Consider the following 7,193-nt stretch of genomic DNA (forward strand, 5'->3'; position numbering starts at 1 on the left):
AGCGGCACATGGCTGGGCTGCTTGACTCTCTCACTGTGTCAATGCCGAGACTGCCTTTTCCGCTCACTGCCTGGGCCCCTGCCACTCCCGCTGCAGGGACGCAGGTGGTGCCGCAGAACCCCTTCATTGGCTTGCCCTGCCAGGCAGGCCCCAACGATTGATTGAAATGACCATGAACTCCAACCCGCTCTCCAAGAACCGCCCCCTGGGCCTAGCCACCATCGCCACCGCCGTGACGGCCGCTGTGGCTGCCCTGGTCCTTGTCTTCCAGGCGCCCACAGCCAAGGCCAATGGCGAAGGCGCCATGCCCCCCGCCATGCCGGTGTCGGTTGCTGCTGTGGTGCAAAAAGACATCTCGCTGTGGGACGAGTTTTCCGGCCGCCTCGAAGCCGTGCAGCGCGTGGATGTGCGCCCGCGCGTCTCGGGCGCCGTGCAGGCCGTGCATTTCCGCGAAGGCTCGCTGGTCAAGCAGGGCGACCTGCTGGTCACGGTGGACCCCGCCCCCTACGCCGCCGAGGTGGACCGCGCCGAAGCCCAGGTGGTCGCTGCACAGGCCCGCGTGTCGTACACCCGCAGCGAGCTGGAGCGCGCCACGCGCCTGCTCGAAGAAAAGGCCATTGCCCAGCGCGAGCACGACGAGCGTCTGAACGCTCAGCGCGAGGCCGATGCCAACCTGCGCGCGGCCCAGGCTGCGCTGCAGACCGCGAAGCTGAACCTCTCGTACACCCAGGTGCGCGCGCCCGTGGCGGGCCGCGTGGGCCGCATCGAAGTCACCGTGGGTAACCTGGTGGCGGCCGGTGCGGGCGCCCCCGTGCTGACCACGCTGGTGTCGGTCAGCCCCATCTACGCCAGTTTTGACACCGACGAGCAGATCGTGGTGAAGGCGCTGGCGGACCTGCAAAGCGGCTCCAAGGGCCAGAGCGCCCGCCAGCTCATCGAGCGCATCCCCGTGCAGATGGGCACGGGCACCACGGGCGGCACGCCCTACGCCGGGCGCCTGCAGCTCATCGACAACCAGGTCGATGCCAAAAGCGGCACCGTGCGCGTGCGCGCCGTGTTCGACAACGAAGACGGCTCGCTGATCCCCGGCCAGTTCGCCCGCATCCGCATGGGCCAGGCCCGCAACACCCAGGCGCTGCTGATCAACGAGCGTGCCGTGGGCACCGACCAGAACAAGAAGTTCGTGATGGTGGTGGGGGAGGGCAACAAGGCCGAGTACCGCGAGGTCACCCTGGGCGCGCCGATTGACGGCCTGCGCGTGGTCACCTCGGGCCTCAAGGCGGGCGAGAACATCGTCGTCAACGGCCTGCAGCGCGTGCGCCCCGGTGCCGTGGTCGCACCCCAGCCCGTGCCCATGACCGCCAAGGCCGAGATTGCGGGTGATCGCAAGGAAGCCAAGAACAACAGCAAGTCGCCCGCCGCCTGAGCGTGCGAAACAGCGACGCAAGGAATTTGCATCCATGAACCTGTCCCGCTTTTTCATCGACCGCCCCATCTTCGCCGGGGTGCTGTCGGTGCTCATCTTCCTGGGGGGGCTGATTGCATTGCGCGGTCTGCCCATCTCCGAATACCCTGAAGTCGCGCCACCCTCCGTGGTGGTGCGCGCCCAGTACCCCGGCGCCAATCCCAAGGTGATCGCCGAGACCGTGGCCACGCCGCTGGAGGAATCCATCAACGGTGTGGAAGGCATGCTCTACATGGGCAGCCAGGCCACTACCGACGGCGTGATGACGCTCACGGTGACGTTTGCCCTTGGCACCGACCCCGACAAGGCCCAGCAGTTGGTGCAAAACCGCGTCTCGCAGGCCGAGCCGCGCCTGCCGGAGGAAGTGCGCCGCCTGGGCGTCACCACCGTCAAGAGCGCGCCGGACCTGACCATGGTGGTCCACTTGGTCTCGCCCAACAACCGCTACGACATCGATTACCTGCGCAACTACGCTGTGCTCAACGTGAAGGACCGCCTCGCGCGCATCCAGGGCGTGGGCCAGGTGCAGATCTTCGGCGGCGGCGACTACTCCATGCGCGTGTGGCTCGACCCGCAGAAGGTCGCGCAGCGCGGCCTCTCGGCCAGCGATGTGGTCACGGCCATCCGTGGCCAGAACGTGCAGGCCGCCGCCGGCGTGGTGGGCGCATCGCCCGGCCTGCCCGGCGTGGACCTGCAGCTGTCCATCAACGCCCAGGGCCGTTTGCAGACCGAAGAAGAGTTCGGCGACATCATCGTGAAGACCGGTGCCGACGGAGCGGTAACGCGCCTGCGCGACATCGCCCGCCTGGAGCTGGGCGCGGCCGACTACTCGCTGCGCTCGCTGCTCAACAACGACCCGGCCGTGGGCATGGGCGTGTTCCAGGCGCCGGGCTCCAACGCGCTCGACATCTCGGCCAACGTGCGCAAGACCATGGACGAGATCCAGAAGAACATGCCCGAAGGCGTGGAGTACCGCATTGCGTACGACCCCACGCAGTTCGTGCGGGCCTCGATCAAGTCCGTGATCCACACGCTGCTCGAAGCCATCGTTCTCGTGGTGCTGGTGGTGATTTTGTTCCTGCAGACCTGGCGCGCCTCCATCATCCCGTTGCTGGCCGTGCCGGTATCGGTGGTGGGTACGTTTGCCGTGCTGCACCTGCTGGGCTTCTCGATCAATGCCCTGAGCCTGTTCGGGCTGGTGCTGGCCATTGGCATCGTGGTGGACGACGCCATCGTGGTGGTGGAGAACGTCGAGCGCAACATCGAGGCGGGCCTGACCCCGCGCGAGGCGACTTACCGCGCCATGCGTGAAGTGTCTGGTCCCATCATCGCGATTGCTCTGGTGCTGGTGGCGGTGTTTGTACCGCTGGCGTTCATCAGTGGCCTCACAGGCCAGTTCTACAAGCAGTTCGCAGTCACGATTGCGATCTCCACGGTGATCTCGGCGATCAACTCGCTGACCCTGTCGCCTGCGCTGAGTGCGCTGCTGCTCAAGGGCCACGACGAGCCCAAGGACGCGCTCACGCGCGGCATGGACAAGGTGTTTGGCGGCTTGTTCCGTGGCTTCAATCGCATGTTCCATCGCGGCTCCGAGGCGTACAGCGGCGGGGTCAAGCGCGTCATCGGCCGCAAGGCGCTGATGTTCGTGATCTACCTCGCACTGGTGGGTGCCACCATGGGCCTGTTCAAGATCGTGCCCGGTGGCTTCGTGCCCGCGCAGGACAAGCAGTACCTGATCGGCTTTGCCCAACTGCCCGATGGCGCCACGCTGGACCGCACCGAGAACGTGATCCGCCGTATGGGCGAAATCATGAAGGAGAACCCGAACGTCGAGGACGCGATCGCCTTCCCCGGCCTGTCGATCAACGGCTTCACCAACAGCTCCAACTCCGGCATCGTGTTCGCCACGCTCAAGCCCTTTGCCGAGCGGACCCGCGCCGACCAGAGCGGCGGCGCCGTGGCGGGCCAGCTGAACCAGGCGTTCGGCAGCATCCAGGATGCGTTCATCGCCATGTTCCCGCCGCCCCCCGTGGCGGGCCTGGGCACTACGGGCGGCTTCAAGCTGCAGATCGAAGACCGCGCATCGCTGGGTTACGAAGCCATGGACAACGCCGTGAAGGCCTTCATGGGCAAGGCCTACCAGACGCCCGAACTGGCGGGCATGTTCACGAGCTGGCAGGTCAATGTGCCGCAGCTGTACGCCAACATCGACCGCACCAAGGCGCGTCAGCTGGGTGTGCCGGTGACGGACATCTTCGACACGCTGCAGATCTACCTGGGCAGCCTGTACGCCAACGACTTCAACCAGTTCGGCCGCACCTACAGCGTGCGCGTGCAGGCCGATGCGGCCTACCGTGCGCGGGCCGAAGATGTGGGCCTGCTCAAGGTGCGCTCTGCCACCGGCGAGATGGTGCCCCTGTCGGCCCTGATGAAGATGGAGCCGAGTTTCGGCCCCGAGCGTGCCATGCGCTACAACGGCTATCTGGCCGCGGACATCAATGGCGGCCCCGCGCCCGGCTACTCGTCGGGCCAGGCGCAGGCCGCCATCGAGCGCATCGCCAAGGAGACGCTGCCCCAGGGCATCACCTTCGAGTGGACCGAGCTGACCTACCAGGAAATCCTGGCCGGCAACTCCGCCGTGCTGGTGTTCCCGCTGGCCATCCTGCTCGTGTTCCTGGTGCTGGCCGCGCAGTATGAAAGCCTGACGCTGCCGATCGCCATCATCCTCATCGTGCCCATGGGCATCCTGGCCGCGATGACGGGCGTGTGGCTCACGAAGGGCGACAACAACGTGTTCACGCAGATCGGGCTCATCGTGCTGGTGGGACTGTCGGCCAAGAACGCGATCCTGATCGTGGAGTTTGCGCGCGAGCTGGAGTTTGCCGGGCGCACCCCCGTGCAGGCCGCTATCGAGGCCAGCCGCCTGCGTCTGCGCCCCATCCTGATGACCTCGCTGGCCTTTGTGATGGGCGTGCTGCCCCTGGTGCTGTCCACTGGCGCGGGCGCAGAAATGCGCAGCGCCATGGGTGTGGCGGTGTTCGCCGGGATGATTGGGGTGACGGCCTTCGGCCTGTTCCTCACGCCCGTGTTCTACGTGTTGCTGCGCAAGCTGGCTGGCAACCGCCCACTGGTGGAGCATGGCGCGCATGTGGCGCCCATCTCGCACGCCCCAGGCACCGGTGGCACCGCCCACCCCGTGCTGGCCGCGCCGCGCAAGGAGCACGAGTGATGCTTCTACCACGGTGACAACAAACATCTTTGTGGCCCCCACCACGTGCTCCGTGCCGCCGAACGCAGCGGGCGCAGTGGCCGGGGCAGGAGAACAACCATGACCGATTTGCTTTTGACAAAAAACTCCACCGACGGAGCCCTGGCAGTGCGCAAGCGCAGCCTGCTGGCACCCCTGGCCGCCGCCCTGGTGCTGGCCGGTTGCATGACCCAACCCGTGGCCCCCGCACCCCATGCGGGCGTGCCTGTGCCCGCCAGCTTTACCGCAGGCGGCGACACGCTACCCACCGCCCCCTGGACGGTGGCCGCCCCCGCCGAGGCGCAGCCGCGCGGCGAGTGGTGGCTGGGCTTTCAAGACCCGGTGCTGGCCGACCTGGTGCAGCGCGCGGGCATGGCCAACACCAGCATCCAGCAGGCGGCAGCGCGGCTGGCCGAGGCACGCACGCTGCTGCGCTCTGCCGACGCCGCGCGCTCGGTGCAAGTGGGCGCCTCGGCGGGCGTAACGCGCCAGGCAGGCGCTGCCACCACCGGCCGCGCAGCCCCGGCCACGCTGGGTACGGCGGGGCTCAACGCCTCGTACGAGCTGGACCTGTTTGGCCGTCTGTCGCAGACCAGCGACGCTGCGCGGCTGGACGCCGATGTGCGCGAAGCCCTGTTGCAAAGCACGCGCCTCATGGTGCAAGCCGACGTGGCGCAAACGTACCTGCAGCTGCGCGCGGTACAAGCCGAGCAGGTGCTGGTGCAAGAGAGCCTGGCCGCGTACCAGGACACGCTGCGCCTGACGCAGCGCCGCCTGCAGGCAGGAGACGTGGCCGAGCTGGACGTGGCCCGTGTGCAGACCGAGGTGGCGGCCACCGAGTCCGATGCCCTGGCCTTGCAGCGCCAGCAGGCCCTGCTGACCAACGCGCTGGCCGTGCTGGCTGGCGAGGTGGCCAGCGGCTTTGTGCTGCCGCCCGCGACGGGCGATGCCGCGTTGCCGGTGATCCCGCCCGGCGTGCCCGGCACGGTGCTGGCGCGTCGTCCCGATGTATCGGCCGCGCAAACTGCCGTGCTGGCCGCGCAAGCGCGCGTGGGCGTGGCGCAGAAGGCGTGGTTCCCGGCCGTCACGCTCACCGGCAATGCGGGGCATGCGTCGCCCGAGCTGGGCGATCTGTTCAAGTGGTCAGCGCGTGCCTGGGGTGTGAGTGCGCTGCTGTCGCTGCCGATCTTTGACGGCGGCCAGCGCGATGCGCAGATCGAGGGCGCGAAGGCGCGCCTGGAGGCTGCGCTGGCGGACCACCGGGGGCAGGTGCTCAATGCGTTTCGTGACGTGGAGGATCAGCTGACTTCGCTGCGTTTGTTGTCTGGCCAGGCCGAGGCGCAGGGGCGGGCAGTGACGGCTGCGCGGCGGGCTACGCAGTTGTCGGATGTGCGGTATCGCAATGGGCTGGTGAGCCAGCTGGAGTTGCTGGACGCGCGGCGCAGCGAGTTGCGTAATCGGCGGCAGGCGTTGCAGGTGCGGACGGCGCAGTATGTGGCGACGGTGGGGTTGATTCGTGCGCTCGGGGGAGGGTGGGGGGATCAGCCTGCGGTGAAGTTGGCGCAGGTGACCCAGTAGTTTTGGATGATTTTGATTGCTGGCGCTTATCTATCAAGCGGTAAAGCTATTATTTTTGTAGCTGCTGAGGTTGATTTGGGCCTTTCGGGCTGTGCCTGTCGAAGCTGGGGCGTGCTGGTTTCAAAAGCATGCTTGTGTTGAGTGCGGAAGCCGGGAGTCGCCCCGGCGGGCGAGGTACTTTTCTTTGCTTCGCCAAAGAAAAGTACCCAAAAGAAAGGCGACCCCCAGTCTGCGACCCCTTCGCGGTGCGAAGGGGTAAACCTGCGCCGGGTCGGTTGCGGGGTGCGCCGTGGAACTCGCTCTGCGCTGCGCGCGCCGCTCGGACAGCCACGGCGAGTCAGTTCACGAAGCATGGGCGCTTCGACGCCCATGCGCACCCCACAACCGCCCCGCCGCAGGCGCAGCCAGCAGGGGGTTGGGCAGCCGAACATCCAACAGCCGAATAACCACTCAGGCCATTGCTTCGCTCGGCCCCACCTCGCGGGCGCAAGCGCCACGCGCTGCGCAGGCCGTGCCGAGCGAAGCAAAGGCCCGTGTGGATGTCCGCACCCCGGGTTCCCTTCAGGATGCGCCGAGGAGCGCAGCGGCCAGCGGATCAGGGCTCGCGATTGTCTGAGCGCAGTGAAACGAAGCGAGTTGGAGCGAGACCCCGCTGGACGCGAGCACCGCAGGTTGCCCGCAGCGAAGCGAAGGGACGCAGCCTGTAGGGTCGCCTTTTCTTTGGTGACTTTCTCTTGCCTCGCCTGTACGGACCGGACACATGGGAAACAGGTGTGCGGGGACATGGGAAACACTTCTCCTTGGCAGAACCTGCCCAGGAGAAACCTATGCCCTGGCAACCGAGATCTCTCATGAGTACCAAACAAGAGTTCGTTCAACTGGCAATGCACGATGGCGCCAACC

At 67.0% G+C, this 7,193-nt stretch carries 3 protein-coding genes; all 3 read left to right on the forward strand.

The features are described 5' to 3' along the window. Positions 1-172 precede the first annotated feature (172 nt). The 3 genes from AvAM_RS06605 to AvAM_RS06615 all read left to right on the forward strand — a co-directional run bounded on the left by AvAM_RS06605 (position 173) and on the right by AvAM_RS06615 (position 6,290). Complete coding sequence (locus tag AvAM_RS06605; protein WP_137746358.1) at positions 173-1,426, forward strand: efflux RND transporter periplasmic adaptor subunit; 1,254 nt, start codon at positions 173-175, stop codon at positions 1,424-1,426. A gap of 34 nt (positions 1,427-1,460) precedes the next feature. After that, the gene (locus tag AvAM_RS06610; protein ID WP_137746339.1) at positions 1,461-4,694 is read left to right on the forward strand and encodes an efflux RND transporter permease subunit; all 3,234 of its coding nucleotides are present in this window, start codon (positions 1,461-1,463) and stop codon (positions 4,692-4,694) included. Between the two features lie 99 nt (positions 4,695-4,793). After that, positions 4,794-6,290 carry an efflux transporter outer membrane subunit gene (locus AvAM_RS06615; RefSeq protein WP_137746340.1) on the forward strand — a complete coding sequence of 499 codons (1,497 nt, stop codon included), beginning with the start codon at positions 4,794-4,796 and terminating at the stop codon, positions 6,288-6,290. Positions 6,291-7,193: the final 903 nt, after the last annotated feature.

It is taken from the genome of Acidovorax sp. NB1, from assembly GCF_005405905.1.
Taxonomy (GTDB): Bacteria; Pseudomonadota; Gammaproteobacteria; order Burkholderiales; family Burkholderiaceae_C; genus Acidovorax.